At 59.4% G+C, this 26,319-nt stretch carries 30 protein-coding genes; 15 read left to right on the top strand and 15 right to left on the bottom strand.

Annotation, left to right across the window (positions count from 1 at the left end):
- Window positions 1–28: 28 nt before the first annotated feature.
- Together ACR0LZ_RS12075 and hrcA are read right to left on the bottom strand one after the other, a co-directional pair.
- Entirely contained in the window at window positions 29–592 is a 564-nt protein-coding gene (locus ACR0LZ_RS12075) for a nucleotide exchange factor GrpE (RefSeq protein WP_480750061.1), read from the bottom strand.
- A gap of 10 nt (window positions 593–602) precedes the next feature.
- Window positions 603–1,667 carry a heat-inducible transcriptional repressor HrcA gene (gene hrcA / locus ACR0LZ_RS12070; RefSeq protein ID WP_480750060.1) on the bottom strand — a complete coding sequence of 355 codons (1,065 nt, stop codon included), beginning with the start codon at window positions 1,665–1,667 and terminating at the stop codon, window positions 603–605.
- Between the two features lie 111 nt (window positions 1,668–1,778).
- Between hrcA and rph the strand changes: the two genes are divergently transcribed.
- From rph to ACR0LZ_RS12050, 4 genes are read left to right on the top strand one after another with little or no spacing between them, the layout of a single operon-like run.
- Entirely contained in the window at window positions 1,779–2,492 is a 714-nt protein-coding gene (gene rph / locus ACR0LZ_RS12065; RefSeq protein WP_480750059.1) for a ribonuclease PH, read from the top strand.
- Window positions 2,489–3,103, top strand: coding sequence for an RdgB/HAM1 family non-canonical purine NTP pyrophosphatase (gene rdgB, locus ACR0LZ_RS12060; protein WP_480750058.1), 615 nt, complete (start codon window positions 2,489–2,491; stop codon window positions 3,101–3,103). Before rph ends, rdgB begins: the two co-directional genes overlap by 4 nt.
- Window positions 3,093–4,250: a radical SAM family heme chaperone HemW gene (gene hemW / locus ACR0LZ_RS12055; RefSeq protein ID WP_480750057.1), complete on the top strand. Its 1,158-nt coding sequence runs from the start codon at window positions 3,093–3,095 to the stop codon at window positions 4,248–4,250. Before rdgB ends, hemW begins: the two co-directional genes overlap by 11 nt.
- A gap of 3 nt (window positions 4,251–4,253) precedes the next feature.
- Window positions 4,254–4,607, top strand: coding sequence for a YbaN family protein (locus ACR0LZ_RS12050; protein ID WP_480750056.1), 354 nt, complete (start codon window positions 4,254–4,256; stop codon window positions 4,605–4,607).
- On the opposite strand, the gene ACR0LZ_RS12045 is transcribed toward ACR0LZ_RS12050, so the two are convergent.
- The 7 genes from ACR0LZ_RS12045 to hemJ form a co-directional block, all read right to left on the bottom strand.
- A complete protein-coding gene (locus ACR0LZ_RS12045; protein ID WP_480750055.1) occupies window positions 4,597–5,493 on the bottom strand; it encodes a ParB/RepB/Spo0J family partition protein in 897 nt (298 codons plus the stop codon). The two genes, ACR0LZ_RS12050 and ACR0LZ_RS12045, sit on opposite strands and share 11 nt — an antisense overlap.
- A 21-nt stretch (window positions 5,494–5,514) precedes the next feature.
- Entirely contained in the window at window positions 5,515–6,318 is an 804-nt protein-coding gene (locus ACR0LZ_RS12040) for a ParA family protein (protein ID WP_480750054.1), read from the bottom strand.
- On the bottom strand, window positions 6,311–6,934 hold the full coding sequence (rsmG, locus tag ACR0LZ_RS12035) for a 16S rRNA (guanine(527)-N(7))-methyltransferase RsmG (RefSeq protein ID WP_480750053.1): 624 nt from the start codon (window positions 6,932–6,934) through the stop codon (window positions 6,311–6,313). The genes ACR0LZ_RS12040 and rsmG overlap by 8 nt, the downstream gene beginning before the upstream one ends.
- Complete coding sequence (gene mnmG, locus ACR0LZ_RS12030; protein ID WP_480750052.1) at window positions 6,931–8,799, bottom strand: tRNA uridine-5-carboxymethylaminomethyl(34) synthesis enzyme MnmG; 1,869 nt, start codon at window positions 8,797–8,799, stop codon at window positions 6,931–6,933. Before mnmG ends, rsmG begins: the two co-directional genes overlap by 4 nt.
- 12 nt (window positions 8,800–8,811) lie before the next feature.
- Window positions 8,812–10,098: a tRNA uridine-5-carboxymethylaminomethyl(34) synthesis GTPase MnmE gene (gene mnmE / locus ACR0LZ_RS12025; RefSeq protein WP_480750051.1), complete on the bottom strand. Its 1,287-nt coding sequence runs from the start codon at window positions 10,096–10,098 to the stop codon at window positions 8,812–8,814.
- 31 nt (window positions 10,099–10,129) lie between these two features.
- Window positions 10,130–11,401 carry a transcription termination factor Rho gene (rho, locus tag ACR0LZ_RS12020; RefSeq protein ID WP_480750050.1) on the bottom strand — a complete coding sequence of 424 codons (1,272 nt, stop codon included), beginning with the start codon at window positions 11,399–11,401 and terminating at the stop codon, window positions 10,130–10,132.
- A 124-nt stretch (window positions 11,402–11,525) separates the two neighbouring features.
- Entirely contained in the window at window positions 11,526–11,975 is a 450-nt protein-coding gene (hemJ, locus tag ACR0LZ_RS12015; protein ID WP_480750049.1) for a protoporphyrinogen oxidase HemJ, read from the bottom strand.
- A 76-nt stretch (window positions 11,976–12,051) separates the two neighbouring features.
- On the opposite strand from hemJ, the gene ACR0LZ_RS12010 reads away from it, so the two are divergent.
- From ACR0LZ_RS12010 to dnaQ, 5 genes are read left to right on the top strand one after another with little or no spacing between them, the layout of a single operon-like run.
- Window positions 12,052–12,387 carry a hypothetical protein gene (locus tag ACR0LZ_RS12010; RefSeq protein ID WP_480750048.1) on the top strand — a complete coding sequence of 112 codons (336 nt, stop codon included), beginning with the start codon at window positions 12,052–12,054 and terminating at the stop codon, window positions 12,385–12,387.
- On the top strand, window positions 12,384–12,983 hold the full coding sequence (locus tag ACR0LZ_RS12005; RefSeq protein ID WP_480750047.1) for a Maf family protein: 600 nt from the start codon (window positions 12,384–12,386) through the stop codon (window positions 12,981–12,983). The genes ACR0LZ_RS12010 and ACR0LZ_RS12005 overlap by 4 nt, the downstream gene beginning before the upstream one ends.
- The gene (locus ACR0LZ_RS12000; protein WP_480750046.1) at window positions 12,980–13,813 is read left to right on the top strand and encodes a shikimate dehydrogenase; all 834 of its coding nucleotides are present in this window, start codon (window positions 12,980–12,982) and stop codon (window positions 13,811–13,813) included. Before ACR0LZ_RS12005 ends, ACR0LZ_RS12000 begins: the two co-directional genes overlap by 4 nt.
- Window positions 13,810–14,403 (top strand): dephospho-CoA kinase, encoded by a 594-nt coding sequence (gene coaE / locus ACR0LZ_RS11995; protein WP_480750045.1) that lies wholly within the window; start codon window positions 13,810–13,812, stop codon window positions 14,401–14,403. Before ACR0LZ_RS12000 ends, coaE begins: the two co-directional genes overlap by 4 nt.
- Window positions 14,396–15,124 carry a DNA polymerase III subunit epsilon gene (gene dnaQ, locus ACR0LZ_RS11990; RefSeq protein ID WP_480750044.1) on the top strand — a complete coding sequence of 243 codons (729 nt, stop codon included), beginning with the start codon at window positions 14,396–14,398 and terminating at the stop codon, window positions 15,122–15,124. The genes coaE and dnaQ overlap by 8 nt, the downstream gene beginning before the upstream one ends.
- Window positions 15,125–15,151: 27 nt before the next feature.
- Here dnaQ and secB read toward each other — a convergent pair whose 3' ends face one another.
- Together secB and ACR0LZ_RS11980 are read right to left on the bottom strand one after the other, a co-directional pair.
- The gene (gene secB / locus ACR0LZ_RS11985; RefSeq protein WP_480750043.1) at window positions 15,152–15,661 is read right to left on the bottom strand and encodes a protein-export chaperone SecB; all 510 of its coding nucleotides are present in this window, start codon (window positions 15,659–15,661) and stop codon (window positions 15,152–15,154) included.
- Window positions 15,662–15,715: 54 nt separating this feature from the next.
- Window positions 15,716–16,216: an FxsA family protein gene (locus tag ACR0LZ_RS11980; protein WP_480750042.1), complete on the bottom strand. Its 501-nt coding sequence runs from the start codon at window positions 16,214–16,216 to the stop codon at window positions 15,716–15,718.
- Window positions 16,217–16,324: 108 nt separating this feature from the next.
- Here ACR0LZ_RS11980 and ACR0LZ_RS11975 point away from each other — a divergent pair, with 108 nt between their 5' ends.
- Genes ACR0LZ_RS11975 through ACR0LZ_RS11965 form a run of 3 tightly spaced genes read left to right on the top strand, consistent with a single transcriptional unit; the run spans window position 16,325 to window position 18,608 of the window.
- On the top strand, window positions 16,325–16,981 hold the full coding sequence (locus ACR0LZ_RS11975; protein ID WP_480750041.1) for a Tim44/TimA family putative adaptor protein: 657 nt from the start codon (window positions 16,325–16,327) through the stop codon (window positions 16,979–16,981).
- Window positions 16,978–18,021 (top strand): murein transglycosylase A, encoded by a 1,044-nt coding sequence (gene mltA / locus ACR0LZ_RS11970; RefSeq protein WP_480750040.1) that lies wholly within the window; start codon window positions 16,978–16,980, stop codon window positions 18,019–18,021. The genes ACR0LZ_RS11975 and mltA overlap by 4 nt, the downstream gene beginning before the upstream one ends.
- Window positions 18,021–18,608, top strand: coding sequence for a Smr/MutS family protein (locus ACR0LZ_RS11965; RefSeq protein WP_480750039.1), 588 nt, complete (start codon window positions 18,021–18,023; stop codon window positions 18,606–18,608). Before mltA ends, ACR0LZ_RS11965 begins: the two co-directional genes overlap by 1 nt.
- Here ACR0LZ_RS11965 and ACR0LZ_RS11960 read toward each other — a convergent pair.
- The 3 genes from ACR0LZ_RS11960 to hslU form a co-directional block, all read right to left on the bottom strand.
- Window positions 18,605–19,825 carry an MFS transporter gene (locus tag ACR0LZ_RS11960; protein WP_480750038.1) on the bottom strand — a complete coding sequence of 407 codons (1,221 nt, stop codon included), beginning with the start codon at window positions 19,823–19,825 and terminating at the stop codon, window positions 18,605–18,607. The genes ACR0LZ_RS11965 and ACR0LZ_RS11960 overlap by 4 nt on opposite strands.
- Window positions 19,822–20,928, bottom strand: coding sequence for an alpha/beta hydrolase (locus ACR0LZ_RS11955; protein ID WP_480750037.1), 1,107 nt, complete (start codon window positions 20,926–20,928; stop codon window positions 19,822–19,824). Before ACR0LZ_RS11955 ends, ACR0LZ_RS11960 begins: the two co-directional genes overlap by 4 nt.
- A gap of 140 nt (window positions 20,929–21,068) precedes the next feature.
- Window positions 21,069–22,376, bottom strand: coding sequence for an ATP-dependent protease ATPase subunit HslU (hslU, locus tag ACR0LZ_RS11950; protein WP_480750036.1), 1,308 nt, complete (start codon window positions 22,374–22,376; stop codon window positions 21,069–21,071).
- Between the two features lie 191 nt (window positions 22,377–22,567).
- On the opposite strand from hslU, the gene ACR0LZ_RS11945 reads away from it, so the two are divergent.
- Both ACR0LZ_RS11945 and ACR0LZ_RS11940 read left to right on the top strand, forming a co-directional pair.
- Window positions 22,568–22,963, top strand: a complete 396-nt coding sequence (locus ACR0LZ_RS11945; RefSeq protein ID WP_480750035.1) for a DM13 domain-containing protein — start codon at window positions 22,568–22,570, stop codon at window positions 22,961–22,963.
- Window positions 22,964–23,088: 125 nt separating this feature from the next.
- Window positions 23,089–23,937 (top strand): class I SAM-dependent methyltransferase, encoded by an 849-nt coding sequence (locus ACR0LZ_RS11940; protein ID WP_480750034.1) that lies wholly within the window; start codon window positions 23,089–23,091, stop codon window positions 23,935–23,937.
- Window positions 23,938–23,960: 23 nt separating this feature from the next.
- Here ACR0LZ_RS11940 and acdA read toward each other — a convergent pair whose 3' ends face one another.
- Entirely contained in the window at window positions 23,961–25,181 is a 1,221-nt protein-coding gene (acdA, locus tag ACR0LZ_RS11935; protein ID WP_480750033.1) for a 3-sulfinopropanoyl-CoA desulfinase, read from the bottom strand.
- 116 nt (window positions 25,182–25,297) lie between these two features.
- On the opposite strand from acdA, the gene ACR0LZ_RS11930 reads away from it, so the two are divergent.
- Window positions 25,298–26,158, top strand: a complete 861-nt coding sequence (locus ACR0LZ_RS11930) for a LysR family transcriptional regulator (RefSeq protein ID WP_480750032.1) — start codon at window positions 25,298–25,300, stop codon at window positions 26,156–26,158.
- Window positions 26,159–26,319: the final 161 nt, after the last annotated feature.

Genomic DNA, 26,319 nt, shown 5'->3' with positions numbered 1-26,319 from the left:
AGGCTTGGTCGCGCGCCGGCGAAGCCGATCAGCTTGCTGGCATCGACGACACGCCAACCTGCGCCGGGCGCAGCAAACGGTCATGCAGCATAAAGCCCTCGGCTGACACCTGAATGATGTCACCCGCCTTGGTACCCGGCAAAGGTGCCTCGAACATCGCTTCGTGCATCTGTGGGTCGAACCGATCCCCAACCTCGGGCGAAATCACTTGAATCCCATGTTTCTGGAACACGTCGCGCAGCGCGCGCATGGTCAGTTCCACGCCTTCGATCAGTGCCGCCGAAACGTCCCGCTGCTCTTCGGTTGCCGCTTCCAGTGCACGTTTCATGTTGTCGTAGACCGGCAACATGTCGCGCGCCAGCTTTGATCCGCCATAATTCTCGGCATCCCGCCGCGCTTTTTCGCCCCGTTTACGGGCGTTTTCCGCATCCGCCAGCGCGCGCATGAACTTGTCCTTCAGTTCATCCCGCTCGGCGCGCAGCGCGTCCAGCTCCAGCGCCTCTTCGCTGATTTCCGCCAACTCCTCGGCCAGTTCTTCGGCCTCTGCGGTCGCAATATCGTCCAGAAACTCTTCGTTCTTCGGCTCTGCCATCTTTCCACCTCTAGCTCCGGTCGGAAATCAGCTTTCCAACCAGTTGTGCCGTATAATCCACGATCGGCACGATCCGTCCGTAATTCAGGCGCGTCGGGCCAATCACTCCCACCGCGCCGATGATCTTTCGATCAGCGTTCATATATGGAGACACCACCAAAGAGGAACCCGAAAGTGAGAAAAGTTTGTTCTCCGAACCGATAAAAATGCGCACACCCTCGCCAGTTTCGGTCAATTCCAGGAATTCGGCAATGTCGCGCTTGCGTTCCAGATCATCAAACAAGCTCCGGATACGCTCCAGCTCTGCCTCCTGACCGGTACCGTCCAACAGATTCGCTCGTCCCCGCACGATCAGGCGGGCCGAATCTTCGCCATCTCCATCCCAAAGGGCAAGGCCGCTCTCGACGAGTTCGCGCGCCAGCGCGTCGATTTCCTGACGCCGCGCGGCGATGTCGCTCTGCATCATCCGACGGACCTCGGTCAGCGTCCGCCCCTCGATCAAGGCATTGAGGAAATTGGCCGCCTCTCGCATCGAACTGGGCGTCTGTCCCGGCGGCGGCGAGAACAACCGGTTCTCTACATGCCCGTCTGAAAACACCAGCACCACCAACGCCCGATCATGCGCCAGCGACACGAATTCGATATGCTTGATCTCGGCCTCATGCTTGGGCGTCAGCACCAAAGATGCACCGTGCGTCACGTTCGACAAGGCCGATCCGACCCTGTCCAGCATGCCGCTGACATCGCCCGCATTATCGCCCAGGGTGGCGTCCAGCTTCTGCCGGTCGTCCGCTCCCAGATCGCCAACTTCCAGCAATCCATCAACGAACATGCGCAGCCCCATTTGCGTCGGTACGCGGCCTGCGCTGATATGGGGGCTGTTCAACAGGCCCAGATACTCCAGATCCTGCATCACGTTGCGAACCGTAGCGGCGCTGACCTTTTCGCTTAACGTCCGGGTCAGGGTACGGCTGCCAACGGGCTCGCCACTGTCAAGATAGCTTTCCACGATCAACCGGAAAACCTCGCGCGACCGTTCGTTCATCTCGTTCAGGATTTTGTTTGCTTCACTCATCAGCGCCTCTTACTGGGTCGCCATTAAATCGCAGGTTCGGGAAAGGTCAATCGGGGTTGCATCGCCATACGTGCGGGCGGTATCCCGAGACCAGCAAACAAAGGATTTCTCATGCGACCCTCAGGACGAGATTTAAGCGAAATGCGCCCGGTTTCAATCGAGACGGGATTCACCAAACATGCCGAAGGCTCTTGCCTGATCAGAATGGGTGACACCCATGTTCTGTGCACCGCAACCATCGAAGATCGTGTGCCGCCTTTTATCAAGGGCTCGGGGCTGGGCTGGGTCACCGCCGAATACGGCATGCTGCCACGCGCGACCAACACCCGGATGCGGCGCGAGGCCGCGTCGGGCAAGCAAGGCGGTCGGACCGTTGAAATCCAGCGGTTGATCGGCCGGGCCCTGCGTGCCGGTGTCGACCGTGTGGCCCTTGGCGAACGTCAGATCACCGTCGACTGCGACGTCATTCAGGCCGATGGCGGAACCCGCTGCGCCTCGATTACCGGTGGCTGGGTCGCGCTCCGCCTTGCGGTTAACAAGCTGATGAAGACAGGCGATGTAATCTCGGATCCGCTGATCGACCCGGTCGCCGCCGTATCCTGCGGTATCTATGCCGGCCAACCTGTGCTTGACCTCGACTATCCCGAAGACAGCGAAGCGGGCGTTGACGGCAATTTCATCATGACCGGTTCGGGTAAGCTGATCGAGGTACAGATGAGTGCCGAAGGTTCGGTTTATTCCCGCGATCAGATGAACCAATTGCTGGATCTGGCGGAAAAAGGCGTCGGTGAACTGGTTGCCGCCCAAAAGGCCGCCACCGCATGATACGGCACTTCGACGGCGACACACTGCTGGTGGCAACCCACAACAAGGGCAAGCTGGAGGAGATGGCGCATCTCCTCACCCCATTTGGGGTCAAGGTTGTGGGCGCGGGCGAGATGAACCTGCCGGAGCCGGAAGAAACCGAGGATACATTCGTCGGAAACGCCCGGATCAAGGCCCATGCCGCTGCCCAAGCCACTGGCCTGCCGGCGCTGTCGGACGATTCCGGCATCACCATTGACGGGCTGGACGGCGCACCAGGTGTCTATACCGCCGATTGGGCCGAAACCGAAAATGGGCGCGATTTCCTGATGGCCATGGCCCGCGCCCATACCGAGCTTGAGAAGCGCAACGCCCCCCATCCTCGCACCGCCCAGTTTCGCTGCACCCTGGTGCTGGCCTGGCCCGATGGTCATGACGAAGTGTTCGAGGGCATCGCTCCGGGCCACCTCGTCTGGCCCATTCGCGGAGCCGAAGGCTTCGGCTATGACCCCATGTTCGTGCCCGACGGCTATGATCAGACCTTTGCCGAGATGGACCGTTGGGAAAAGAACAAGATCAGCCACCGGGCAAAAGCGGTGGAGAAATTCGTGCAGGGTTGTTTTGGCGGATGATTGGCGCAACGGGGGCTTTGGGCTCTATGTGCATTGGCCGTTTTGCGAGGCCAAGTGCCCCTATTGCGATTTCAATAGCCACGTTTCACGTGAAATCAATCAAAACCAATGGCTTAACGCCTATCTGAGCGAGCTCGAACGCTCCGCCGCGGAAACCCCGAACAGGGTGCTCGACACCATCTTCTTTGGCGGCGGCACCCCATCCCTGATGGACCCCGCCACAGTCGCGGCTGTCATAAACAAGGCGCGTGCCCTGTGGCGGCCATCCAACGACATGGAAATCACGCTCGAGGCCAATCCCGGTTCGGTCGACGCGGGCCGCTTTGCCGCCTATCGCGATGCAGGGGTCAACCGTGTGTCGATGGGAATTCAGGCGCTGAATGACGAAGATCTCCGCCGCCTTGGCCGTATACATACCGTCGCCGAAGCGCGCGCGGCTTTTGACATCGCCCGCAATTGCTTTGACCGCGTCAGCTTTGACCTTATCTATGCCCGCCAGCACCAGACGCTTGAAGGGTGGCGCGCCGAGCTCACTGAAGCCTTGTCGATGGCTATCGATCACCTGTCGCTTTATCAACTGACCATCGAGGAAGGCACCGCATTCGGCGACCGCTATGCAGTCGGAAAATTGCGCGGCCTGCCCGAGGATGACAGCGCCGCCGACATGTATCTTGCCACGCAACAAGTCTGCGAGGCGCATGGCATGCCCGCTTACGAAATATCCAACCACGCCCGCGACGGCGCTCAATCGCGGCACAACCTGATCTATTGGCGCTACGGCGATTACGTTGGCATCGGCCCGGGCGCGCATGGCCGCCTCACATTGGGCGGGCGCAAATTCGCAACCGAAACCGCCTTGAACCCCTCCGCCTGGCTGAATGCGGCTGCGGCGGGCAACGGCGAAAGCGCCAGAACGGAACTGACCACACAGGAACAAGCAAACGAATACCTCATGATGGGGTTGCGGGTGTCCGACGGCCTATATGTTGATCGTTATCAACTGTTGTCAGGCAAAACTATGCCTTTCGAAACGATATCCCATCTGACCGAAATCGGAATGATCGAAACAGAAGGAAATCGCCTGCGCGCAACTCGTGACGGGCGGGCGGTTCTGAACGCGGTCATCCGCGAGCTTCTGGTGGACTGAGCGATGCACTACATCTGGGCCTTCTTGGGATTGACCTGCGTCGCGCTCGCCATGATCGGCGTGTTCCTTCCGCTGCTACCGACCGTTCCCTTCCTGCTGCTCGCTGCATTCTTCTTTGCTCGCTCCTCCTCGCGTCTGCACACCTGGCTGCTGACACATCGCAGCTTTGGCCCCCTGATCGTCGACTGGCAAACCTCCGGTGCAATCAAAACGCGCGCAAAAAAGGCGGCGACCCTGTCGATCGCCGCCGTCTTTTTGCTGTCGTTTGTTCTTGGCGTTCCCTCCCACGTCCTGATCATTCAGGCCGTGGTTCTGGGTGCGGTCCTGATCTTTATCTGGACCCGGCCTAGCGGCTGAGCTTGGCGCATAGATCGTCCAGCTGATCCAGATTTTCATAGGTCAGAACGACCTGCCCCGTTTCAGTTCCGGCTTTGTGGTTGATCACCACCTTCATCGCCAGAATCGCCGACAGGTCTTTTTCCAATGCACGCGTATCCGCATCCTTATCGGAATCCGGACCTTTTGCGCGGGACTCACCGGGTTGCCTGTCTCCTTGCTGCTGTTTCTTGACCAATGCTTCAGTGGCCCGCACCGACAATCCGTCCCGCACAACGATCCGCGCCAACTCGGATGGGTTTTCTGCCGTGATCAGCGCCCGCGCATGACCAGCCGAAAGCTTTCCTTCGATCACCAGCGTCTGAACATCCATTGGCAGCGACAGCAACCGCAAGAGGTTGGCAATGTGGCTGCGGCTTTTACCCAGCGCTTCGGCCATCTTCTCCTGCGTATGACCAAATTTCTCCATCAACTGCCGATACCCGGCGGCTTCTTCCACCGCATTCAGGTCGGCCCGCTGGATATTCTCGATAATGGCGACTTCCAGAACCTCAGTATCGTCAAATTCTCTAACGATAACAGGAACTTCGTGCAATTGCGCCAGCTGTGCAGCGCGCCAGCGACGCTCTCCGGCAACAATCTCGTACCCACCGTCGCCGGCTGGCCGCACGATCATGGGTTGGATAATGCCCTTCTCCTTGATCGAGGCCGCAAGTTCGTTCAACTGCTCCTGTGAAAACGTCCGGCGGGGCTGATTGGGATTGGCCCTTACCTTTTCGATCGGCACCCGCATGTCGGGGCGACGCGGCTCGGTCGAGGAATGACCAGCGCCGTCATGCGACACATCCGCCATCAGGGCAGACAATCCACGCCCCAAGCCCCGGGGCTTGCTTTTCTTGACGTTCATCTGACCCTCCTTCTCTGCTCGCTATGCGGCGACCTTTTTGTGTTTGCTCACCATTTCCCGAGCCAGATGCCGATATGCCATAGCCCCCAGAGAGCCAGAGTCATATTGCAACACCGGAAGCGCATATGATGGCGCTTCGCTGACCCGAACATTTCTGGGTATCTTGGTTTTAAATACCATATCCCCCAGATTGTCACGCGCGTCCTTTTCCACTTGGCGGGACAAGTTGTTGCGGTTGTCATACATGGTCAACACAACACCTTCGATTCTGAGCTCCGGATTCGCAGTTTGGCGGACCTCTCGAATCGTCAGCATCAACTGTGACAACCCCTCCAGCGCAAAGAATTCGCTCTGTAGCGGCACCAGAACGGAATTCGCCGCAATCATCGCATTCACGGTCAGCAAGTTCAGCGACGGTGGGCAATCGATCAGGACATAGTCGAACCCGAACCGATCCATCGCGGTCTGCCGCAAGGCGTCATGTAACAAAAAACTGCGTTTTTCATTCGAAATCAGCTCGATATCGGCAGAGCTCAGATCCACCGTTGCCGGTACGATATAAAGCCCCTGAATCGTCGTTTCCTGAATGACTGTTTCCAGTGGGGCCTCGTCTATCAACAGATCGTAGGTGGTCCAGTCGCGGCTATCGACGCCCAACCCCGTTGACGCATTCCCCTGAGGATCAAGGTCGACCACCAGAACACGACACCCGATCTCGGTCAGACCTGCTGCCAGATTGATTGCCGTTGTGGTCTTTCCTACCCCACCCTTCTGATTTGCTACCGCAATGATCCGAGGGCCTGCTGGACGATACAGATCAACCACGTGAGACTCCTTTGATTTTCAGGATAACTGCCTGAGGCTCAGTAATACTAGTAATCGGCTCCGCTTCAAATTTCCATTCTTTGCGGGCGTCGGAAACTTCTTTTTTCCAATTCTCGCCTTTCGGTAACAGTGCCGTTCCGTCTTGCCGCAGATGCCTGTTGCAAAACGACAAAAGCGTTTTTAGGTCGGCAAGCGCTCGCGCCGACAGGATATCTGCGTTCAACGGGTCAATCGCTTCGATTCTTCGGCTAAGCACGGTGCAACTGGCTCCGCATTCACGCGCTGCATTGCGCAAAAATGCTGATTTGCGTTGATCGCTTTCGACAAACGTAAACCTTGTTTCAGGGGACGATTCTTTGGCCAAGATCGCACAAATCATACCAGGAAACCCACCACCGCTGCCAAGATCCACCCAATGTCCCTGCACATCGACGCAACGAAAGACCTGCACTGAATCCAGAATGTGCCTGTCCCAAAGCTCGCTCAGGCTGTTCTTTGACACCAGGTTGATTTTCGGATTCCAGCGTTTCAACAGGTTGGAAAAGATTTCCAACCGCTCCATTGTTTCACGTGAAACATTCAGCTTGTCCGCTAACTCCGGCGTAATCCCGTTCATGCGCCGCGAACTTTCAGATCACGCCTCAGGCGTGCCAAAATCAGCGTCAGCGCGGCGGGTGTCACCCCTTCGACCCGAGAGGCTTGGGCAATATTGACTGGACGGGCCGCAGCAAGCTTTTGTTTCAATTCATTCGACAGACCATCCAGCGCAGAATAATCGAACCCATCCGGAATTTCATGCGCTTCATCCCGCTTCATGGCTTCGACATCGCGCTGCTGACGCACGATATAGTTCGCATAAAGCGCATCGCGTTCTATCTGCCGTCGGATCTCTTCCGGTACATCTCTCAGCCCACCTATCAAGGGCAACAGGTCGTCAAACCCGACATTCGGAAAGGCCAGGATCGCCATGCCGTCCCGGCGGTTGCCGTCCTGATTGACGTCGATCCCCGCACCCCGGATTTCCCGAGGGGTAAAGGTTGTCTCGGTCAACTGTCCCTTCGTTGTTTCCAGCTTCTCCAGCTTATCCTCAAACGCCAGCCTGCGGGTTTCCCCCACACATCCCGTCGCGATCCCAATCGGCGTAAGGCGCTGATCGGCATTGTCCGCGCGCAGGGACAGCCGGAATTCGGCGCGCGAAGTGAACATCCGATACGGCTCAGCAACACCACGGGTAGTAAGGTCGTCTATCATGACCCCAATATAGCTGTTTGCTCGGGTGAAATTCAGCGGCTCCTCGCCCCGAACCTCCAGCGCCGCATTCAACCCAGCGACCAAACCCTGTGCAGCGGCCTCTTCGTATCCGGTGGTGCCATTGATCTGCCCGGCAAGGTACAACCCCTGCACATGTGAAAGGGAAAGACGCGGGCTCAAAACCCGTGGATCGACATAATCATACTCGATGGCATAACCTGGCTGCAGGATCTCCGCATTCTCAAGGCCTTTTATCGACCGCACATAAGCCACCTGAACTTCTTCGGGCAACGATGTCGAAATGCCATTCGGGTAAATGGTGTGATCATTTACCCCTTCGGGTTCAAGGAAGACCTGGTGCGAGTCCTTGTCCGCAAACCGCACGATCTTGTCCTCGATCGACGGGCAGTATCTTGGGCCGACACCCTCGATATGCCCACCATACATGGCCGAGCGAGACAGGTTTTTTTCTATGATCTCATGGGTCCGCGCGTTGGTGTGTGTGATCCCACAGGCGATTTGTGGCGCCGTTACCGATTTCGACAGGAACGAAAACAGCGTCGGTTCATCATCTCCGTCCTGGCGCTCAAGGATGGACCAGTCAATCGTCCGGCCATCCAGGCGCGGCGGTGTCCCGGTTTTCAAACGCGCCAACGGCAGCTCAAAACAATCCAGTCGCTCTGCCAGCTTGACCGAAGGGCGGTCCCCCATCCTGCCACCAGGGCGCGAAACATCGCCAATATGAATGATGCCTCGCAGGAACGTGCCAGACGTGAGGATTACGCATTTCGCAGGTATTTCCGATCCATCTGCCAGAATGACACCTTTAACCCGCCCTTGCTCCATCAGAAAATCAACGGCTTCGCCGGTGATGACCGAAAGGTTTTCCTGCCTTGATGTCTCACGCTGCATAGCGGCCCTGTACAACGCGCGGTCCGCCTGAGCGCGCGGTCCTTGAACTGCCGGACCTTTGCGGCGGTTGAGCAGCCGGAATTGAATGCCCGCCTGATCGGCAACACGCCCCATAACACCGTCGAGTGCATCGATCTCGCGAACCAGATGGCCCTTACCCAACCCACCAATCGCCGGGTTACAGGACATCACCCCGATATCCGTCTCGGACAAGGTGATCAAAGCCGTACGCACACCCATCCGCGCCGCGGCATGGGCAGCTTCGGTCCCGGCATGACCAGCGCCGATGACGGCGACATCAAACTGTGAATGTTTCACGTGAAACACTCCCTACTTTCCAAGGCAGAAACTTGCAAAAATCTCGTCCAGCAAGTTCTCGACATCTATTCTACCAACAAGTGATTCCAAGGCCCGGATTGCCGTACGCAGTTCCTCAGCCGCTATATCATAAAGGTCGGGGCCAGAGTCCAGTATAGCCAACGCCTCAGTCAGCGCTATCGCTGCCTTCTTCATTGCAACCCGATGCCGTTCCCGCGTGGCTATACCAGCACTGGTAGTTCGATCTACTAATACATACGAAATCTGGGATATCAGCCGGTCGATACCCTGTCCGGTTTTCCCCGAAACGCCCTTTGTTTCGTCCCCACGAACATCCGCCTTGGGCAAGACGTGAATATCACCGGCCTGAAACGGAATACCCAGCCCATCAACCGTCTCGGTCAGGAAAACCCGTAAGTCCGCCGAATCCGCCCGTTGGCGGGCAAGAGCAATTCCCAAACCTTCCACGTGATCGGTTGTTTCGCGCAATCCGGCTGTGTCCAACAGCGTCACCGGTAAACCCGACAAGTCCATACGAACTTCGATCACATCCCGTGTCGTACCCGCATATTCCGAGGTGATCGCCGCCTCCCGCCCCGCCAGTGCGTTCAACAGTGTGGATTTGCCTGCATTCGGCGGGCCAACAATCGCCACCTCGAACCCGGTTCGAATACGCTCGGCGATTCTGACGCCCGCAACCTCTTTTTCCAGATCAGCAATCACACCAGATGCAAGCGCCCGCACTTCAGGCGTAACATCGGTCGGCACCTCTTCGTCGGCAAAGTCGATCACTGCTTCCAACAACGACGCCGCCCGGATCAGATTGCGTCGCCAGCGTTCCGCCAACTGTCCAAGCTCTCCGGCCAGAACCGTCTGCGCCTGTTTGCGCTGCGCCTCTGTTTCGGCATCGATAAGATCGGCAAGCCCCTCGACCTGCGACAAGTCCAGTTTGCCGTTCTCCAGCGCCCGGCGCGTGAATTCTCCGGGCTCGGCCAGACGCAGCCCCTCCATATCTGAAAGGCAACGCAGCACCGCATTCACCGCGGCCGTACTGCCGTGGATCTGGAACTCGACAACGTCCTCGCCAGTAAAGCTGGCCGGCCCCTGAAAGGTCAGCACCAGCCCCTCGTCCAGCCGCTCTCCATCCGAAGCATTCAGAACACGCGTCCGCATTCCGCGTGGCGGCAGGTCGCCACCCGTCAGCAACCGCGCCGCGTCATGCGCCAAGGGCCCGGACAGGCGGATGACCGCCACCCCGGCCTTACCCTGTGCGCTGGCCAAAGCGAATATCGTGTCCATTCGAAGGCCTCGCGTCTGTCCTGAGACCGGATCAGGTGTTCATTGAATCGAAGAAGTCCGAGTTTGTCTTGGTCTGTTTCAACTTCGACAACAGGAACTCGATCGCATCCGTTGTGCCCATCGGGTTCAGGATACGGCGCAACACAAAGGTCTTGGCCAGATCGCCCTTGTTGACCAGCAGGTCCTCTTTCCGTGTACCCGACTTGAGGATGTCGATGGCCGGGAACACACGCTTGTCGGCGATCTTGCGGTCCAGAACGATTTCCGAGTTGCCGGTACCCTTGAATTCTTCAAAGATCACTTCGTCCATCCGGCTGCCGGTGTCGATCAGCGCGGTGGCGATGATGGTCAGCGAACCGCCCTCTTCGATATTCCGCGCCGCACCAAAGAACCGCTTGGGTCGTTGCAACGCATTCGCGTCAACACCACCGGTCAGAACCTTACCCGAGGATGGGACCACGGTGTTAAAAGCTCTACCAAGTCTTGTGATAGAGTCGAGAAGGATAACAACATCTCGTTTATGCTCGACCAAACGCTTGGCTTTTTCGATCACCATTTCCGATACGGCCACGTGGCGCGTCGCCGGTTCGTCAAAGGTCGAGGACACAACCTCGCCCTTCACCGAACGTTGCATGTCCGTCACCTCTTCGGGGCGTTCGTCGATCAGCAGCACGATCAGATAGCATTCGGGGTGATTGCGTTCGATGGAATGCGCGATGTTCTGCAGGATCACTGTCTTACCGGTCCGCGGCGGCGCCACGATCAGCGACCGCTGGCCTTTTCCGATCGGAGCGACCAGATCGATCACACGGGCCGACTTGTCCTTGATCGTCGGGTCCTCGATCTCCATCTTCAGTCGCTCATCGGGGTAAAGCGGCGTCAGGTTGTCAAACGCGATCTTGTGCTTTGCCCGGTCGGGATCTTCAAAGTTGATCTTGGTGACGTTGGTCAGCGCAAAATAACGCTCGTTTTCGTCCGGCGCCTTGATATCTCCCTCGATCGTGTCACCTGTCCGCAACGAGTATTGGCGGATCATATCGGGAGAGACATAGATGTCGTCCGGGCCCGGCAAATAGTTCGCTTCGGGCGAGCGTAGAAAGCCGAACCCGTCCTGCAGCACTTCCAGCACACCATCGCCACCGATGACCCAGCCCTCATCGGCGCGCTCGCGCAGGATCTGGAACATCATCTCGCCCTTACGCATGGTCGAGGCGTTTTCGATCTCAAGTTCTTCAGCCATCGACAACAGGTCTTTGGGGCTCTTGGCCTTGAGATCGGCAAGGTTCAGGGATTCGGTTGTCATGGTTATACGACCCTTGGCCACCATCAGCGTGGCACAGATATGATTTTCAAACAGGAAGACACTCCGCCCGGACGGGCGTGTTGCGCTCTAGATATGTGACTTCCGGGCCGGAGTCAAACCGGCTTCAGAATTTCAGGATCACCGCCAGAACGATCACCACCATCAGAACAGTCGGAACCTCGTTCATCATCCGGTACTGCCGCCCGGTCAGCCTGTTTCGCCCTTCTGCGAAATCCTTGTGCCGCGCCATCAGCCAGTGGTGAAACCAGGTCATCGCGATCACCGCAGCCCCCTTGGCCCAGGGCCACGCCCAATCCCAGGCCACAACACCCGGAGTGAACACCATTAACAGACCAGCCACCCAGGCCACGACCATCGCAGGTCGCATGATAACACGCAAAAGCTTGTCTTCCATCTCAAGGAAGATCCTGGGTGCCCCTTCCACGTCCTGTGCCTGTTCCACGTGATAGACGAACAGCCGTGGCAAATAGAACAATCCTGCCATCCAGGAAATCACTGCCATGATGTGCAGGGACTTGGCCCAGGGGTACAGCGTGTAAAGAAGATCGGTCATCAGGGTCCTCGCCGCTCGCTTGGCCCTCCCTAATAAAAAAGAATGTAAAGAGAAAGGATGATGGTTTTGAAGGAGGTTGAAAATCCGTGGATTACTTGTTTTCCCATACGGTTTTCCCCAAGTGGATCGGGCCTTTTCCGGTTTTCCACAGGCTCAGTACAAAGACAAAAATTTTGTTTATATTACAGATGTTTATAGCAAAACTTCTGGTGATCCACTTGAGGGTAAACCACGTAAAATTCCGGAATATCCCGGTTGTCCAGATGTCCCGAGTTATCCTTGTCCCGGCTGGATAGAAAATGCGCGAATCCCGGATCTTTTAACCGGAAATCCCGGGGTTGCGTGTCAACCGGAAAACCATACAAACCATTCAAACGAATTCATCGCTTTTCCCACGGGGTTTTCCACATGACTATCCCAATCGTCCTTGCCTCCGGCTCTCAAATCCGCGCGCAGCTTCTCAGGAACGCGGGCGTGCCATTCATCGCGGATGTGCCGCGCGTTGACGAAGATACCATGAAACGCGCCCTTCTGGCGGAACAGGCTTCGCCTCGCGATATCGCCGATGCCCTGGCCGAGATGAAGACGCGCAAGATCAGCGACAAAAACCCCGATGCGATGGTTCTGGGCTGCGATCAGGTGCTGGATTTCCAAGGTCGTCTCTTGTCCAAGCCCGAAAGCCCCGATGACGCGCTGGCTCAACTCAGGGAAATGCGCGGTCAGCGGCACATGCTGTTGTCGGCCGCCGTCATCTATCAGAACCGCGAACCGGTCTGGCGGCATGTCGGTCAGGTTCGGTTGCGGATGCGTGACAGTTCCGATGCCTATCTGGAAAGCTACGTAACCCGGAACTGGGACAGCATCCGCCATGCTGTCGGAGCCTACAAACTCGAAGAAGAAGGCGTGCGCCTCTTCACCGCCATTGACGGCGACTATTTTAACGTTTTGGGTATGCCCCTGCTGGAGCTGCTCAATTTCCTGACCTTGCGGGGGCTGATCGACCGATGACCAAGACACGGATACCTCTGGCTGGTGTGATCGGACACCCCATCGCGCATTCCCGCTCGCCGAAATTGCACTGTCATTGGCTAAAAACCTACGGATTGCCCGGTCACTACATCCCGATGGACGTGGCGCCGGAAGATCTGGAACAGGTGTTGCGCACCCTGCCCAAGGCCGGGTTCGTGGGCGCCAACGTGACCGTCCCGCATAAAGAGGCCGCGTTGCGGATCGCCGATCACGTAACCGACCGCGCCCGCCAGATCGGCGCGGCAAACACGCTTGTCTTTCAAGCGGATGGCACCATTCATGCTGACAACACCGACGGTTATGGTTTCATGGCGAACCTGCGTGCCGGTGCACCGGATTGGAACCCGGAAAGCGGCCCGGCGGTTGTCTTTGGTGCTGGCGGGGCCGCCCGCGCGGTCATATCGGCCTTGCTCGGGGCCGGAGTACCGCAACTCATCCTTACCAACCGCACCCGCGCCCGTGCCGAACAGTTGCAAGCCGATTTCGGTGACCGCGTTAGCGTGACAGACTGGAACAGGTCCGGTGACGTGATCGGTGGCGCGGGGCTGGTGGTGAACACCACGTCGCTCGGCATGGTCGGCCAACCGGACCTGCTCGTGCCGCTGGATGGGCTGCGGCCCGGTACATTGGTGACCGACCTCGTCTATGCGCCGCTCAAAACCCGTTTGCTCGAAGCGGCGGAACAGGCCGGGTGCGCCACTGTCGACGGGCTTGGCATGCTGTTGCATCAGGCGGTTCCCGGATTTGAACAGTGGTTCGGAAAACGGCCTCAGGTCGATGCCGCCACCCGGGCGGCGGCGCTGGCATGAGTTTTGCGCTAGGCCTCACCGGCTCCATCGGCATGGGCAAAAGCACCACGGCCCAGATGTTCACGGACGAGGGCTGTGCCCTGTGGGATGCGGATGCAGCCGTGCACCGGCTCTATGCGTCTGGCGGGGCGGCTGTCGAACCCATGCGCCGGGCCTTTCCCGACGCCATCGAAAACGGCGCAGTCAGCCGAGCCGCCCTGAAACGGATCATCGGCGAAAACCCCGACGCGCTGAAGATCATCGAACAGATCGTCCACCCCTTCGTGGCCACCGACCGGTCAGAGTTTCGCGCGCAGGCAACGGCCGATATCGTTGTCTTCGACATCCCCCTGCTTTTTGAAACTGGTGGTGACGCGGCGATGGACGCCGTGGCCTGCGTCTCGGTCCCGCCCGAGGTGCAGAAACAGCGGGTAATGGAGCGCGGCACCATGACCGAGGCGCAATTCGAACAGATACGGATGAAACAGATGCCCAATGACGAAAAATGCGCGCGATCCGATTTCGTCATCGTCACCGACACACTGGACCACGCGCGCGCTCAGGTGCAGGATGTCGTCAGGCAGATACGGGCGGGGCTGGCAGATGCGTGAAATTGTACTCGATACCGAAACCACCGGGTTCGATCCCGAAAGCGGTGACCGGATCGTCGAAATCGGTGCCATCGAGTTGTGGAACCACGTCGCTACCGGCGAGACTTATCACGTCTATATCAATCCAGAACGGTCCATGCCTGCCGAGGCGTTCGGCGTTCACGGCATCGGCCCCGACCTTCTGGAACCGCCGCAGAACCCCGAACCCGGGCAGATCACGCTTCGCGACAAGCCAATCTTTTCCAAGGTTGGCCAAGGGTTTCGCGATTTCGTGGGTGATGCAAAGCTGGTGATCCACAACGCCGCCTTCGACATGAAGTTTCTCAACGCCGAACTGGGCTGGATAGGGCTGCCGCACATCCCGTGGGAGCAGGCCATTGATACGCTCGCCATCGCCCGCCGACGGTTTCCCGGCTCGCCCGCCTCGCTGGATGCGCTGTGCCGCCGGTTCAATATTGACAATTCGAACCGAATCCTGCACGGCGCGCTGCTTGACTCGGAAATCCTGGCCGAGGTTTATCTGGAACTGATCGGCGGGCGGCAGCCCGATTTCGGCCTGTCCGCCACAGGCACAAATGGCCCACGCGCAGGCGATGCCGAGGCATGGCGTCCGACGGCCCGTCCAACCCCTCTGCCTGGACGGATCACCGAGGCCGAGCAACAGGCCCACGAGGCATTTCTGGAAAAACTGGGCGAGAACGCCCTGTGGAAACGCGCCTGACCGGCAGGCCAGGCGCACAATCCGAACTCAGGCGTCGGCCTTTTGCGCCTGGGCCTGGCGACGCAGCAACTCGTTGCGATAAAGCTGCACAAAGTCGATATTGTCGAGGTTCACCGGCGGATAACCACCGTCGCGGGTCACGTCGCTGACAATCCGGCGCAGGAACGGGAACAGCATGCGCGGGCATTCAATCAGCAGGAACGGATGCATCTGATCCTCCGGCACGCCTTCGACATGGAACAGACCACAATAGTCGATCTCGAACAGGAACAGAACCTCGTCCATCGCCTTGACCTTCGAGGTCAACTTCAGCTTGATCGACACTTCGTACTGATGGTCGGCCTGCCGTTTCTTGGCATCCAGATTGACCTGCACCTGGATCTCGGGCTGCACTTCGCCTGACACGCCCTTTTGTGCCATCACGTTTTCAAAGGACATGTCGCGAATGAACTGTCCCAGAACGCGCATCTGGACCTGAGGGGTTTGCGGGGCTTGTACGCCTTCGGGCTGGCCGCCCTCGGCACTGTTCTCGGTCATTGAAGTACTCCGGTTTTTTTGATCACCGCTGCTTATCAAGTAACCGTTATCGACTCAATGCCGCCGGCTGTCTCGAATCTGCGAAATTGGGTCATTTGCGGTGTTTTGTGGGTGAACCTCGGTAAACTCTCCGTCAATTATGTCTTCTCGATTGAAACGCGCGCCTCTCGAACGAAAATGCGTCCGGGATTGAGGGTGTATTCGTGAGGGTTGAGTGACTTTGCGCAGATAGTTGAAAACCAAAGATCTGACCGGCGGGATCAACAGCGCAATACCAATGGCATCAGTAAAAAACCCCGGCGTCATCAGGAATGCGCCCGCGATGATGATCATGATCCCATGCATGATCGGTTCTGTTGGGTCGGACATTGTCGTAAAGGCGTTTTGCGCGCGTACCATCATTTCCTGACCCTGTGCTCGGATAAGGGCGGTACCTATAATCGCCGTCAGCACCACGATTGCCAGCGTCGGCCACAGCCCGATCCAACCGCCGACTTTGATAAAAAGGGCGATCTCGATGATTGGCACCAGCAAAAAGACCAAAAACAGATACATTTGTCACGTCCTTTCCCACATGGCGGGTGGTGGACTTGCCGCCATGTGTCCCCTACATAGTGGTTTAAGGCCCTGTGCACAAAGTCTCTGTTCCGAAATGAGGACAAAATGAATTCACCCCTGATCCAGCTTCTGGTGCTGGCCGGCATCGCCGTTTTCCTGATCTTGCGACTCAGAAGTGTTCTGGGCACGCGGGAAGGCTTTGAAAAACCGCCTGTGCCGCGCCAACCTGCGGGCAAGTCGCGCCGTGATTTCGAAGTGATCGAAGGCGGCCCTGATCAGGACATCATCGACCATGTCCCCGAAGACAGCCCAGAGGCGGAACAACTGGCAGCGATGAAACGGGTCGAACCTTCGTTTTCGGTCAGCGAATTCGTTCAGGGCGCGCGCGGCGCTTACGAACTGATCGTCATGGGGTTCGAGCGCGGCAATCTCGACGAGATTCAGCCCTTCCTGTCGGAAGAGGTGTTCGACACCTTCGTCTCGGTGGTGGCCGACCGCGAAGACAAGGGCCTGACGATCGAGGCCGAATTCGTGGGTGTCCGCGAAACCACGCTGTCGGATGCGAAATTCGACAAGGACAGCAACCGCGCCGAAATCACCATGCGCTTTGTCGGCGAACTGACCTCGGTCGTGCGCGACAAGGGCGGTGACATCGTCGAAGGCAGCCCGAATACCGTCAAGCGGCAAAAGGACAGCTGGACCTTTGCCCGCGTGATGGGCAGCGACGACCCGAACTGGATGCTGGTCGCCACGGACGCATGATTGCCGGCCTCCGGTCATTTGTTCTGGCGGGTGCCCTCATGACCGCGGCCAGCGGTGCCGGGGCCGAGCCGACATATGACGTCCTGTCCTTCGACGATCTTGACGGCTGGGCGCAGGACGATCACGCCGCCGCCCTGTCCGTGTTTCTCAACACTTGCGAGGATCTGGGCGATCCAGACTGGCAGGCCCTGTGTTCGATTGCACAGATGCATCAGGGCGATGCGGCGCGGTCCTTCTTCGAATTGTTCTTTCGCCCGATCCTGATCCGGGACGGTAAGGACGCGCTGTTCACCGGCTATTTCGAACCCGAACTCGACGGCTCGCTGCACCGAACCGACAGGTTCCGCTATCCGATCTACCGGATGCCCCCCGAGGCGCGCGAAACCTCTCCGTGGCTCAGCCGCCGAGAGCTTTTGACCAGCGGCGCCCTCGAAGGGCGCGGGCTGGAAATCGCATGGGTCGATGACCCGGTCGAGCTGTTCTTTCTGCAAATTCAGGGGTCCGGCCGCATCCGCCTGCCCGATGGCAACTCGCTGCGGATTGGCTATGGCGGCGCAAACGGGCACCCGTACCGCTCCATCGGAATGGAACTGGTAAAGCGCGGCATCTTTGCTGCTCATCAGGTCAGCGCGCAGATGATCAAGAGCTGGGTCAGAAAGAACCCGGCTGAAGGCATCGAGTTACTGTATCACAACCCGTCTTATGTGTTTTTCCGCAAGCTGAACCGTGTCGCGCCGCACCTTGGCCCGCTCGGCGCGATGAACCGGTCGGTCACCGCGATGCGCACCATTGCCGCCGATCCCGCCTTTACACCGCTGGGTTCGCCCGTCTGGCTGGAAAAGGACGGCAAGGACCCGATCCGCCGCCTCATGATTGCGCAGGATACCGGCTCGGCCATCAAGGGCGCGCAGCGGGCGGACATCTTCTTTGGCACCGGTGACGAGGCTGGCAAGGCTGCCGGTACTCTCAAGGATCCGGGCCGGATGGTGGTTCTGCTGCCAATCCAGCGCGCCTATGCCCTGCTACCGGACGATTTCTGATGACCCGGCGCAAACTGACGGCAGAAGAGATTGAGCTCTGGCGCAGGGTCGCAAAAAAGACAGAGCGTCTGCACCCCGAAATACCGCACTCGGTCCACCCCCGGACCCTGCCCAAACCGAAACCCGCAAAACCGCTCCCGGCGCGGGTCGAACCCTTCGACCTGGGCCAGTTCGCCACGCCAAAACCACAGCGGCACGCGCTGAAACCTACGATCACCGAGGATCTGGCTGCCGCGCCGCTGCAGATGGACCGTAAGGCATTCGCCCGAATGAAGCGTGGCAAGCTCAAGCCCGAGGGCCGCCTTGATCTGCATGGCATGCGCGTCGACGCCGCCCATCCGGCACTGGTCCGGTTCATTCTCGGCGCTCAGGCGTCGGGCAAGCGGCTGGTGCTGGTGATTACCGGCAAAGGCAAGGACCGGGATGAGCCCGGCCCCATTCCCACGCCGCGCGGCGTGTTGCGCAACCAGGTGCCGCAATGGCTGCGACTGCCGCCGCTGGCGCAGGCCGTCATGCAGGTAACACCGGCCCATATCAGCCACGGTGGTGATGGCGCCTACTACGTGTATTTGCGCCGTAGCCGCTAAAACGAACGCACCGCGCGGTGAATGCCGACCCAGGTGATGACGCAGACAAAGACGAAATAGGCGGCGATCCCGACAAACTGCGTCTCAAGCCCGATGCCAAGGTCGATCAGCGCCCCGGTCACGCCCGGTCCGATGGCCGACCCCAGCACCATCACCGCCGCCGCCACCGCCTTGATCGAACCAATGTGGCGGGTGCCGTAAAACTCGGCCCAGAACGCGCCCGGCAGCGTGGTATTCGCGCCCGTCGTCAGCGCCAGAAAGAACAAGCCCACCAACGCCCCGCCAATGCTCTGGGCAGATGCAAGGATCAGAAAGGCCAGCGCCATTGGCAGCTGATAAAAGGGCATCATTCGCGCCGTGCCCCATTTGTCCAGCGCCCAACCCGCCCCGAACATCGAAAACAGTGACAGCCCGGTGTAAAAGGGAAACAGCGCCACCAGCTCGATATGCAGCCACCCCTTGATCTCGGCCAGGTACACCTGGTGGAAAAAGAACGCCGTAACAAACGCTCCCGGCCCCAAAAGCGCCGGAACCATGAACCAGAACAGCGGATGCGTCAGCGCCTCGCGCCGGGTCCAGTGACGATCCTCCATCCCGGCGGCGGAATAGCTGTCCGACATGCTCTGCGGCGTGCGCTCCTGCGCCAGCAGCCGGATCAGGATCGGCGCCCCCATCAGCGCAACCAGCGCGGCGCCCAGCCACAGGAACCGCCAGTCGATCACCGCCATAAGCGCCACAAAAAGCAGCGGCAACAGCGCCTCGCCAACCGCGAACCCGGTGGTGGCAATGGCCATCGCCCGGCCTCGCGTCGTGGTGAACCAGCGCGCCATGGCGACCATGGCGATATGGCTGCTCATCCCCTGCCCGAAAAGGCGCAGCAGAAAGATCACCACCGGCAACAGCGCAGCCACCGGATTCAGCGCCATTGCCACCGCCGCCATGGCCAGCCCGGCCAGAACCGCCGGTCCCAATACGCGCACCCGAAAGACATCCGTCAGCGACCCCGCCCAGACCATGACCGCCGCCGACACCATGGTCCCCAGCGAATAGATCCCGCCCCATTGCCCGTGGCTCAAGCCGAATTCGGCCCGGATCTCGCCGGCAAAGATCGAAATGAAAAAGGTCTGCCCGAAACTCGACAGAAAGGTCAGCAAAACCCCGGCTGCCAGCCACCGCGCATTCTCGGCAAGATAGCCTGACAGCGACGAAAGTTTCATCCGCCGTCATCCACCGGGGCCAGGACAGTCTCTGTCGCTTGCCCCCGCCGCCGTTTTCCCGCCGGGGTCAGGAACCCGATCGTTGCCTCCTCGGGACCGAACGTATCGCTCAACCGGCGCGCGGAACTCAGGATGGATATCAGCGCCGGAGAGGTCGCCGCCACGAAATGAGACGACTCCGCATCGTCGCTAAAGGCCGTCGTGTCGATGATGTCGACCGGATAATCTGCCAGCTGATCGACCGACGCCAGATTGCCCAATCGCTTGCTGTCGTTGGTGCCGCGCAGACGCGCCGAGATGTTCAGCGCCTTGTCCTTCTTGGACACCATCACCACAAACGGTTTGGGTGGGTTGGGTATCCGGTCCATCTGCGATTTGAACACATCCACATCCAGATCCGGAGAGATCAGGACAACACCGTCAAGCGTGCGCGCCGCCCATCCCGGCTCCTTCAGCTCCGCCTGTCGCATCATCTCCATCGTCAATGCCGATCCCATCGAATGCGCGACGATACCGATCTTGCCGACGCCTTGCGCGTCGAGCTGGCGAATGGTCTCTTCCAGACCGTCGCGCGCAAACAGCATGCTGTCGATGTCATAGGCGTATCCGAACGCGCTTGCCCGGCTGGGCCAGGAATAGATCAGCAGCGATCCGGGCATCCCGATATCTTCCGCCAGCTGCGCCGCCCGAAACGCCGTTTCGGTCTGGGTGGCGTTATAGCCGTGCACGAAAATGGTCACATCCCTGCCGGGTCCATTCCGCTTTTCAAGGATGCGCCTGCCCAACTCGGCGGGCGAGCCCAGTTCTTCAAGGCCAGCCAGCACGAATTGCGTGCTCGCGTCAGGCTCGTCATAGGAATAAACCAATTGCCCCGGCTTGTGTGACGGGGGCACCGTCACCGTCATTTCCAGATATTGCAACCGCTCGGCCCTGCGAAACCCATAGGTTCCGTTTCTTTCCCGCGCCCGTGTCGAGGTCGCGAAAACGGTGCGCGGCGCCCCGATCTCCACCGCATCCGGCGCAATGACCGAAACGGTTCGGTCCGAACAGGCCGACAGGGTCAGAACTATCAGATAAATCGCCAGCCGCCGCACAGGACTCACTTTCCCGAATCTTGCGCGCCACGCTAGCCGAAAAATGACCGACGTCCATCCCCCGCCCCGGGTCGCGCTTCTTTCTGGTCTTCAATACCCCGGGGTGAATTGCCCGCAGGGCAAGAGGGGCAGCGCCCCCCATTGCGGCATCAAAGGACGTAACGGCTCAGATCGGTCGACTTGGTCAACTCGCCAAGATTCTTCTGAACAAATTCCGCATCCACGGTGACCTGCGTTCCCGCCTGATCCGGCGCAGCAAAGGACAGCTCCTCGAACACCCGCTCCATCACCGTGTAAAGCCGCCGCGCGCCGATGTTCTCGACGCTCTGGTTGACCTCCGCCGCAATCCGGGCAAGTGCCGCGATACCATCCTCTGTGAAAGACACATCGACCTCCTCGGTGCCCATCAGCGCGGTGTACTGGCGGGTCAGTGCATTGTCGGTTTCGGTCAGGATTCGCACGAAATCCTCCTCGGTCAGCGCCCGCAACTCCACCCGGATCGGCAGGCGGCCCTGCAGTTCCGGCAACAGGTCCGACGGCTTGGCGATGTGAAACGCACCGCTGGCGATGAACAGGATATGGTCGGTCTTGACCGGGCCGTGCTTGGTCGACACCGTGGTACCCTCGATCAACGGCAGCAGATCGCGCTGCACGCCCTCGCGGCTGACATCGCCGCCGCGCACATCCGTGCGGGCGCAGACCTTGTCGATCTCATCCAGAAACACGATCCCGTTCTGCTCGACCGCCTCCAGCGCGGCGCGGGTCACCGCCTCGTCATCCAGCAGCTTGTCGGCCTCTTCCCCGATCAGCACCTCGTAACTTTCGGCCACGGTCATGCGCCGCTTGGTGGTGCGGCCGCCAAAGGCTTTGCCGAAAATGTCGCCCAGGTTCATCATGCCCATCTGGCTGCCCGGCTGGCCGGGAATGTCGAACATCGGCATCGGGTTTGAATGATCCGCGACTTCAAGCTCGATCACCGTGTCGTCCAGCTCTCCGGCCTTCAGCTTCTTGCGGAACATCTCGCGGGTGCCCTCGCGCGCATCCTCGCCCGTAATCGCCGAGATCACCCGCTCTTCGGCGGCCTTGTGGGCGCTGGCCTTGACGTCCTCGCGCATGTGCTCGCGGGTCTGCAGGATGGCGGCATCGGCCAGATCGCGCACGATCTGTTCCACGTCGCGGCCGACATATCCCACTTCGGTGAACTTGGTCGCCTCGACCTTGATGAAGGGCGCGCGCGCCAGCTTGGCCAGTCGGCGGCTGATCTCGGTCTTGCCAACACCGGTGGGTCCGATCATCAGGATGTTCTTTGGATACACTTCTTCCCGCAGGTCATCGGGCAACTGCTTGCGCCGCCAGCGGCTGCGCAGCGCCACCGCCACGGCGCGCTTGGCGTCCTTCTGTCCGATGATGAAACGGTCAAGCTCCGAAACAATCTCGCGCGGGGTCAGGTCGGTCATCTGCTCTCAATCCGGTTGTTGCGCCCCGGAACCTAAGCATGAGGCGCGGAAACGCAAGCCGATCACGAACAGATCACGGAAAAACACCGGTTTTCACCGAATGGTGACCGCCCCTTACATCCGCCGACGAAATATCCAATTTGCGCTCAAGGCAATATCAGCCTGCTAGAAACCAAGGGAGACAATATCCAATGATGAATCGCCGCTCACTGCTTATGGCCGCCGCCGCATCCGGCGTGGCACTGACCGTTGCCGCCCCGACCTCCGCCCTGGCCGCCGAAGCAAAGGGCAAGTTCGAAGGCCGCTCCAACCACGAAACATCCGGTTCGGTGAAACTGATCAAGCAGGACGACCGCTATATCGTCGAACTGGGTCGCGATTTCTCGCTTGATGGCGGCCCCGATCCGCGCGTGGCCTTCGGCAAGGACGGTCACTACGACCCCGACACCAAGCTGGGCGCGCTGCTCAAGCTCACGGGCAAACAGCGCTATGCCGTGCCGCCGACCTTGGATGTCTCCAAGTTCAACGAGGTCTACATCTGGTGCGAAGTCGCCGGTGTTCCTCTGGGCGTTGCCGCGATCCACTAAGGGCGCCGCCACTCACATCATGACGCCCTGGGGGGGTCGGGCCTTGGCCCGGCCCCTTTTCATTGGCGGCTCACGCAAAACGAACCTGTGTTATGTTGGCTCAGGTGCAGGGTTTGAGGTGCGTGATGGCTGACAACAAGGAACAGGCAGTTTACTGGAGCTCGGCTTCGGGCCTGAAATGGATAAGGTTCGAAGAAGAACTGGACGCCGTGTTTGACAACGTGAACCGGGAACTCATCCACCGCCTGCGTCCGAAACCGGGTGAACGTGCGCTCGACATCGGTTGTGGAACCGGCGCAACCGCCAGAGCATTTTCGCGACATCTCGCCCCCGGCGGCGCCATCACGGCGCTGGACATCTCCGAACCGCTGCTGGCCCACGCAAAATCCAAGGCGGGTGGAACAGCTGTAAAATCGCAATACAGCCTGCTGGATGCGCAATCCGATACGATCCCCGGCGCGCCATTCGATATCGTGACGTCCCGGTTCGGGGTCATGTTCTTTTCCGACCCGGTATCGGCCTTCGCCAATATCCGCGCCCATCTGCGCAAAGGTGGCCGGATGGTGGTCGCGGCCTGGGCACCGATGAAAGACAACCCCTGGTTTCAGGCCCCGTGCCAGGCCGCGATCAGCCAGCTTGGCCCGCCCGATCCATCCGTTCCGAACGCACCGGGGCCGCTTGGATTTCAGGACATCGGTCACGTGCTCGACATCCTGAAACGCGCGGGTTTCGAGGACGCAACGGGCGAGGTTGCCGAGATCACATTGGCTTATCCGGGATCGGTGGCGCAGGTGGCCGCGCTGGCCTCCAACATTGGTCCCGCTGCCCGGATACTGAAGAAATACAACGGCGGCCCAAAGGACATTCAGGTCATTCAGGCACAGGTGCTTGAGAATTTTCGCGCCTTCGAGGGCCCAGACAGCGTCAACATACCGGCCCGCCTTAACTTCTTTCAGGCAACGAATACCGGGTGAACCACGCGTCAAAATCCGCCGACCTATTCTGCGGCAAAACCCTGAGCTGTGATGCCTGCGCTTTGATATCCGTCGCGGGTTTGCGGGCACTTGATGCCCAAGGCCGAGCTGGCGATCTGGTTGCGCAGGATTTGTGCGGTTCCGCCACCGATCGTGAACATGCGAACATCCCGGTACATCCGTTCCAACGGCTCCCTGTCGCTGTACCCCCGCGCGCCAAACATCTGAAGCGCGTCGTTGACCACCTTGATTGCCATTTCCGTGGCAAAAAGTTTTGCCCGCGCCGCTTTTGCCATATCGGGAAACCCGTTCCCGTCCGGGCCGCAGGAACGCGCGGCGTCATGCAGCAAAAGACGTGCGGCATGGATCTGCGTATCCATGTCGGCCACCATCCATTGCAACCCCTGGAACTCGGCCAATGGGCGGCCGAACTGCTCCCGCTGCAAAAGGTATTGCTTTGCGCGACCCAAGGCGCCAGCAGCAACGCCCATCGCGATGGTCCCGGCGCCGACCCTTTGCGAATTATAGGCATTCATGAGATCCGAAAACCCGCGCCTTAGACCAGAGGGCGGTTTCAACAGCCACTTTTCGTGCACCTCAAGATCGTCAAACCGCAACTCTGCCTCGGGCATCCCGCAAAGTCCAAGCGTGTGTTCGCGACCGACGATCTGGAATCCCCTCGGCAGGTCCGCTTTGATCGGATCGGCAAACACGATGAACCCGCCAATACCCAGATACTCGCCGCCTTCATCCAGAACGCGCGCAAAGATCAGGTGAAGCTTCGACACGCCGCCGCCCGTGATCCAGTGCTTTCGCCCGTTCAGAACATAGGTGTCTCCACGTTTTTGCGCGGTTGTCCGCATCTCGGTTGCCGCACTGCCGGCTTCGGGTTCCGTGATGCAGATCGCCGGCTTGTCGCCCGCCAGAACATGCCGGGCGCAGAACGCTTTCTGCTCTTCGGAACCATAGGCCATGACGGCGCTTATGCCGCCCATGTTGGCCTCGACCACCACGCGCGCCGTCAGCGTGCAGGCCTTCGCGATTTCCTCGACCACCTCGACCACGTCAAGGAAACTCGCGCCCTGGCCGCCCAGTTCCGTCGGGATCGTCATGCCCATGATTCCGGCATCCGACAGGGCCGAGACGTTGCTCCAGCAATAGCTGCGCGTCCTGTCCCAATGGGACGCGCGGCGTTCAAATTCCGAAGCCAGTTCTCTGGCGGTTGCAACAAGCGGGTGGGTCATCGAAACGGCTCCTACGAGCATCAAGTTCACGGAAATGTGATTGCCTCAATCTAACAGACCTTTTATTTCATTCCTATCGTATAAAAGTGGACTAGTAATACAAGAATATTGAAATAATGCACACACGATCCCTCAGAAGCCTAACCAGGATCTCGCAGGTTCGCTCCTTCAGCGAAGCAGCGGAACAACTCGGCATGACGCTGTCCGCCCTTTCCATGCAGATGAAAGCTCTGGAAGAGGCGCTGGGCGTGGATCTGTTCGACCGTTCGGTAAGACCGCCGCGCCTGACCCCGATCGGCCGCGCCATCGTCGAAGAAGCAACGCCCCTCCTGCGGCACGAAGAGAAGCTGATCGAAATCTGCCGTCCCAGCGACGATCTGGTTGGTCGGTTCCGGCTCGGGTTTGTCACCACGGCAGCCGTCCGATTGCTGCCGGGGTTTCTGCGGATGGCCAATCGGGACGTACCGCGCGCCGCGTTCGATTTCGAAACCGGGTTGTCTGCCACATTGCAGGGCAAGGTTGTCTCGGGCCAGTTGGATGCCGCCGTCATAACCGATGCCGACGGGCTTCCCGACCAGTTGTCATCACACGTCCTGCGGCAAGAGCCCTTTGTCTTTGCCGCCCACGGCTCACTGCTTGCAGACGGGCTTCCCGGTCTCTTGTCCGACAGCGCTTTCTTCCACTTCATGCCCGATACCGGGATCGGAAAGCTGATTGCCAAAGCCATGCTGGAACAAAAGCGTCCCACCGATGCAAGGACAATCGTTCTGGATAACCTCGAAGCCATCATGGAATGTGTTTCGGCCGGGCTTGGCTTTACCCTGCTTCCCGTTCCGGACGTGGAACGCTACCGCATCCCCGAAGTGAAAACGCTCAAGGCACCAGCAACGCTTCAGCGCAGGCTGGTCCTCGTCACCGCGTGCGACAGTGTCCTGGCCCGGCGCTCTGCCCGTCTCGCGGCCTTGTTCCGTGAATGATGGGTGTCAATCAGGAACGGTCAGTTTGCCCAAGCCCGGTTTCGGTTCTGAAATGGACAATATTCGGCCCGACAGCACCAGAATACCTGGCTGCTTCAACGTTTGGCGGGCAACGAATACCGGTTGATGCGGCCCGCGATGTCGCCGCGCATTCCCGAAAA

Source organism: Ruegeria sp. CI1, from assembly GCF_056536925.1.
The sequence above is the reverse complement of the archived record's forward strand: the minus strand, read 5'-3'. Positions and strand labels throughout refer to the sequence as shown.

Excerpts from the sequence above, each read along its gene's own strand:
- ACR0LZ_RS12075 (WP_480750061.1), bottom strand. The coding sequence starts at position 592 with ATGGCAGAGCCGAAGAACGAAGAGTTTCTGGACGATATTGCGACCGCA.
- hrcA (WP_480750060.1), bottom strand. The coding sequence starts at position 1,667 with ATGAGTGAAGCAAACAAAATCCTGAACGAGATGAACGAACGGTCGCGC.
- rph (WP_480750059.1), top strand. The coding sequence starts at position 1,779 with ATGCGACCCTCAGGACGAGATTTAAGCGAAATGCGCCCGGTTTCAATC.
- rdgB (WP_480750058.1), top strand. The coding sequence starts at position 2,489 with ATGATACGGCACTTCGACGGCGACACACTGCTGGTGGCAACCCACAAC.
- ACR0LZ_RS12050 (WP_480750056.1), top strand. The coding sequence starts at position 4,254 with ATGCACTACATCTGGGCCTTCTTGGGATTGACCTGCGTCGCGCTCGCC.
- ACR0LZ_RS12045 (WP_480750055.1), bottom strand. The coding sequence starts at position 5,493 with ATGAACGTCAAGAAAAGCAAGCCCCGGGGCTTGGGGCGTGGATTGTCT.
- rsmG (WP_480750053.1), bottom strand. The coding sequence starts at position 6,934 with ATGAACGGGATTACGCCGGAGTTAGCGGACAAGCTGAATGTTTCACGT.
- mnmE (WP_480750051.1), bottom strand. The coding sequence starts at position 10,098 with ATGGACACGATATTCGCTTTGGCCAGCGCACAGGGTAAGGCCGGGGTG.
- rho (WP_480750050.1), bottom strand. The coding sequence starts at position 11,401 with ATGACAACCGAATCCCTGAACCTTGCCGATCTCAAGGCCAAGAGCCCC.
- hemJ (WP_480750049.1), bottom strand. The coding sequence starts at position 11,975 with ATGACCGATCTTCTTTACACGCTGTACCCCTGGGCCAAGTCCCTGCAC.
- ACR0LZ_RS12005 (WP_480750047.1), top strand. The coding sequence starts at position 12,384 with ATGACTATCCCAATCGTCCTTGCCTCCGGCTCTCAAATCCGCGCGCAG.
- ACR0LZ_RS12000 (WP_480750046.1), top strand. The coding sequence starts at position 12,980 with ATGACCAAGACACGGATACCTCTGGCTGGTGTGATCGGACACCCCATC.
- coaE (WP_480750045.1), top strand. The coding sequence starts at position 13,810 with ATGAGTTTTGCGCTAGGCCTCACCGGCTCCATCGGCATGGGCAAAAGC.
- dnaQ (WP_480750044.1), top strand. The coding sequence starts at position 14,396 with ATGCGTGAAATTGTACTCGATACCGAAACCACCGGGTTCGATCCCGAA.
- secB (WP_480750043.1), bottom strand. The coding sequence starts at position 15,661 with ATGACCGAGAACAGTGCCGAGGGCGGCCAGCCCGAAGGCGTACAAGCC.
- ACR0LZ_RS11980 (WP_480750042.1), bottom strand. The coding sequence starts at position 16,216 with ATGTATCTGTTTTTGGTCTTTTTGCTGGTGCCAATCATCGAGATCGCC.
- ACR0LZ_RS11975 (WP_480750041.1), top strand. The coding sequence starts at position 16,325 with ATGAATTCACCCCTGATCCAGCTTCTGGTGCTGGCCGGCATCGCCGTT.
- mltA (WP_480750040.1), top strand. The coding sequence starts at position 16,978 with ATGATTGCCGGCCTCCGGTCATTTGTTCTGGCGGGTGCCCTCATGACC.
- ACR0LZ_RS11965 (WP_480750039.1), top strand. The coding sequence starts at position 18,021 with ATGACCCGGCGCAAACTGACGGCAGAAGAGATTGAGCTCTGGCGCAGG.
- ACR0LZ_RS11960 (WP_480750038.1), bottom strand. The coding sequence starts at position 19,825 with ATGAAACTTTCGTCGCTGTCAGGCTATCTTGCCGAGAATGCGCGGTGG.
- hslU (WP_480750036.1), bottom strand. The coding sequence starts at position 22,376 with ATGACCGACCTGACCCCGCGCGAGATTGTTTCGGAGCTTGACCGTTTC.
- ACR0LZ_RS11945 (WP_480750035.1), top strand. The coding sequence starts at position 22,568 with ATGATGAATCGCCGCTCACTGCTTATGGCCGCCGCCGCATCCGGCGTG.
- ACR0LZ_RS11940 (WP_480750034.1), top strand. The coding sequence starts at position 23,089 with ATGGCTGACAACAAGGAACAGGCAGTTTACTGGAGCTCGGCTTCGGGC.
- acdA (WP_480750033.1), bottom strand. The coding sequence starts at position 25,181 with ATGACCCACCCGCTTGTTGCAACCGCCAGAGAACTGGCTTCGGAATTT.
- ACR0LZ_RS11930 (WP_480750032.1), top strand. The coding sequence starts at position 25,298 with ATGCACACACGATCCCTCAGAAGCCTAACCAGGATCTCGCAGGTTCGC.